Annotated in this window: 3 protein-coding genes and 1 pseudogene; all 4 read right to left on the reverse strand. The window is 67.8% G+C overall.

The window, feature by feature from the left end:
• On the reverse strand, positions 1-1,427 hold a 1,427-nt coding region (gene dxs, locus HMPREF9440_RS09440), incomplete at its 3' end, for a 1-deoxy-D-xylulose-5-phosphate synthase (RefSeq protein WP_087943864.1).
• Positions 1,428-1,469: 42 nt separating this feature from the next.
• Positions 1,470-2,399, reverse strand: coding sequence for a polyprenyl synthetase family protein (locus HMPREF9440_RS09445; protein ID WP_008543688.1), 930 nt, complete (start codon positions 2,397-2,399; stop codon positions 1,470-1,472).
• A complete protein-coding gene (xseB, locus tag HMPREF9440_RS09450) occupies positions 2,396-2,674 on the reverse strand; it encodes an exodeoxyribonuclease VII small subunit (RefSeq protein WP_008543689.1) in 279 nt (92 codons plus the stop codon). The genes HMPREF9440_RS09445 and xseB overlap by 4 nt, the downstream gene beginning before the upstream one ends.
• A gap of 201 nt (positions 2,675-2,875) precedes the next feature.
• Positions 2,876-3,331, reverse strand: a pseudogene (locus tag HMPREF9440_RS11730) (hypothetical protein); the annotation flags it as partial.

Consider the following 3,331-nt stretch of genomic DNA (forward strand, 5'->3'; position numbering starts at 1 on the left):
CGCGGGTAGCGGACCGCCGCGGGCTGCTTGGCTTCGAGCGCGGTGTTCAGCATCAGGCGGCATTCGTTTTCGTCCGAAGGCGCCATCACGATCATGTTCGGGACCGCGCGCAGCATCGCAAGATCGAACGTTCCGTGGTGCGTCGCGCCGTCGGCGCCGACCAGGCCCCCGCGGTCGACCGCGAAGGCGACGGGCAGGTTCTGGAGCGCGACGTCGTGAATGAGTTGGTCCATCGCGCGCTGCAGGAACGTGGAGTAGATCGCCACGACGGGCTTCATGCCTTCGCAGGCCAGGCCCGCGCCGTACGTGACGGCGTGCTGCTCGGCGATCGCGACGTCGCGGTAGCGCTCGGGGAAGCGCTTTTCGAATTCGACGAGGCCCGAGCCCTCACGCATCGCGGGCGTGATCGCGTAGACCTTGGGGTCGCGCTCCGCGGCGTCGCAGATCCACCTGCCGAAGATCTGCGTGTAGGTGGGAGAGGACTTCTTCCCCGAGGGGACGATCCCGACGGCGGGGTCGAAGGGCGAGACGCCGTGGTAGAGGGTCGGATCGAGTTCCGCCGGGCGGTAGCCCTTCCCCTTCTTGGTCGAGACGTGGAGCACCATCGGGCAGTCGAAGGCCTTGAGGTTTTCAAGAACCGCCACGAGTTCGTGCACGTCGTGCCCGTCGATCGGCCCATAGTAGTTGAGGTCGAACGCGCTGAAGATCGACGCGGGCGGGCTCACGAAGTTGATCGCCTGCTTTTCCATGCGCTTCGCGACTTCCCAAAGGCCCGGGACGGGCTTCAGAACCTTCTTCGAAAACTCACGCGCGCTGTTGAAGGTCTTCGTGGAGACGATCTTGGCGAGGTGGCTCGAGAGCGCCCCGGCCGGAGGCGAAATCGAGCAGTCGTTGTCGTTGAGAATAATGAGGAGCTTCAGACCCTTCTTGTAGACCCCGGCGTCGTTCAGGGCCTCGATCGCCATGCCGCCCGTCAGGGCCCCGTCGCCGATCACGGCGACGTGCCAGCGGTCGCTGCGGCCTTCCAGGCGGTCCGCGACCGCCATGCCGAGCGCGGCCGAAATCGAAGTGGACGAGTGCGCCGTGTCGAAGGCGTCGTAGATGCTCTCGCTTCGCTTCGGAAAGCCCGAGATGCCGCCCAGCCGGCGCAGCGTCCCGAAGGCTTCGCGGCGGCCCGTCAGAATCTTGTGCGCGTACGCCTGATGGCCCACGTCCCAGATGATCCGGTCGTCGGGCGTGTTGAAGACGTAGTGGAGCGCCACCGCGAGTTCCACCGCGCCGAGCGAGCTCGACAGGTGCCCGCCCGTCTTCGAGACGGAGGAGACCATGAAGCGGCGGACTTCGTCCGCCACCGCGGGGAGGTCGTCCTCGGGGAGACGACGGAGGTCTTCGGGACGCTCGATGCTCTCAAGGAGGGGGTATTCGATCTCGTTCACGATGGTCTTCTTGTTCAAAGTGTCTCGGGACCGTCAGAACGAGCGTCCGACGACGTAGTGGGCGATTTCGGTGAGGCGCGCGACCGCCTTTTCGGGAACGGCCGGATCCGCCGCCACCATGTCGAGCGCGGCGAGCGCTTCGTCGTGAAGGCTCTTCGCACGGGCCTTGGCGCCCTCCAACCCGAGGATCGACACCCAGGTGGGCTTGTCGTCCTTTTCGTCCTTGCCGGCGGTCTTCCCCAGGGTGGCCGTGTCCTGCGTGCAGTCGAGGATGTCGTCCACCACCTGGAAGGCGAGCCCCAGAGCCTGCGCATAGGCGGCAAGACCCCCGCGGGCGGCGTCGCCCAAGCGGTTCCATTCGCCCGACTGCGCGCCCATGAGGACGCTCGCCAGGATGAGCGCGCCCGTCTTCATGCTCTGCATGCGGAAGAGCTCAGCCTCGCCCGGATGCCCGCCCACCATGGCGAGATCCAAGGCCTGCCCGCCGCACATCCCCCAGACGCCGGCGGCGCGCGCGAGCGTGCCGACCAGCATCACGACGCGCTCCGCCGGCGCCTTCGCCTGCGCGAGCACGTTGAAGGCTTCGCTCTGAAGGGCGTCCCCCGCCAGCATCGCGGTGGCTTCGCCGTACTGCACGTGCACCGTGGGACGGCCGCGGCGCAGCGTGTCGTTGTCCATCGCGGGCATGTCGTCGTGAACGAGGCTGTAGCCGTGGATGAGCTCGAGGGCGAGCGCCGCGCGGTCGAGAAGCTTCGGGTCGGCGCCCGTCACCTGACCGGCGGCGTAGCAAAGCAGGGGCCGGATGCGCTTCCCGCCTCCCAGCACCGCGTAGCGCATGGCGCCGGTCAAGCGCTTCGGCTCACGGCCCGGCTGCGGCATCGTGCTTTCGGCAAACCACTCGAAGTGCCGCGCACGCTCGTGGGCCCAGGTCTCAAAGTCGACCGTCGGGGTCTCGTTCGTCATCGTTCGGTCTCCGTCTCGCCCATGGAGGCGCCGCGGCGGGACTTGGCCGCCTCGGCTTCTTCGGCCGCTTCGAGCCGCGCGACGGTTTCGCGCGCGGCGGCGAGTTCCTCGCGGCAGCGGCGCAGCAGCGCCGCCCCGCGCTCGTACCCCGCGACGCTTTCGCGCAGCGTCGCCGTCCCCGACGCCATCGCGGCGGTGAGGCTTTCGAGCTCGTCGAGGGCTTCCTCGAAGGTGAGCGATTCGGGCGCGCGGTCGGCTTGGGGCTGTTGAGACATGCTCGGCGGATCTCCATGGGTTGGGCGCGCGAAAGGGGACCGCGCCCGATCAATCCGCTTATTTTACGTGAGGAGACCGTCGCCGAACCTTACGAATGTCGAAGCCGCCCCGAAAAATCAGAGGCTCCGGACGGCCTGCGTCGGGAGCCTCAGTGGGTAGCCGCGGAACGGACGGGATACCGCAGCGAATCCGGCGGGAAATCAGTCCGGCTTTGCTTCGTTCCCGTGCGCCTCGTCGGGCGCGTGTTCTTGACCGTCCTCATGCTCGTGGTCGTGGTCATGGTCGTGATCATGGTCGTGGTCTTCGGCGTGCGCGTGCGCGTGGGCGTGGGCGTGGTCATGCCCATGATCGTGTTCGTGGTCATGCGCATGATCGTGCATCTCCACCGCCGCGCCCGGCGCGTGGACGTGCCCGGGGTGGTCGTGATCGTGCCCGGGTCCAAGAAGCACCAGCGAGAGGATGACGCCCGCCGCGACGGAGAGTACCGCGCGCGTCTTCGCGCCGCGCCCGTGCGCCCCTTCGAGAAGTTCGGGCAAAAGCCCGTAGAGCGTGATGAAGAGGAAGGACGCGGCCGACACCATGAGGGCGTAGGGAAGAAGCTCCTCCGCCCAATGGAGGGCCGATAGCCCCGCGACGCCGCCCAGGACGGCCGCAAC

Origin of the sequence: Sutterella parvirubra YIT 11816 (assembly GCF_000250875.1) — a bacterium.
GTDB lineage: Bacteria > Pseudomonadota > Gammaproteobacteria > Burkholderiales > Burkholderiaceae_F > Sutterella > Sutterella parvirubra.

Bases quoted from the DNA above. Each gene is read 5' to 3' on its own strand.
- HMPREF9440_RS09445 (WP_008543688.1), bottom strand. From the start codon at position 2,399: ATGACGAACGAGACCCCGACGGTCGACTTTGAGACCTGGGCCCACGAG.
- xseB (WP_008543689.1), bottom strand. From the start codon at position 2,674: ATGTCTCAACAGCCCCAAGCCGACCGCGCGCCCGAATCGCTCACCTTC.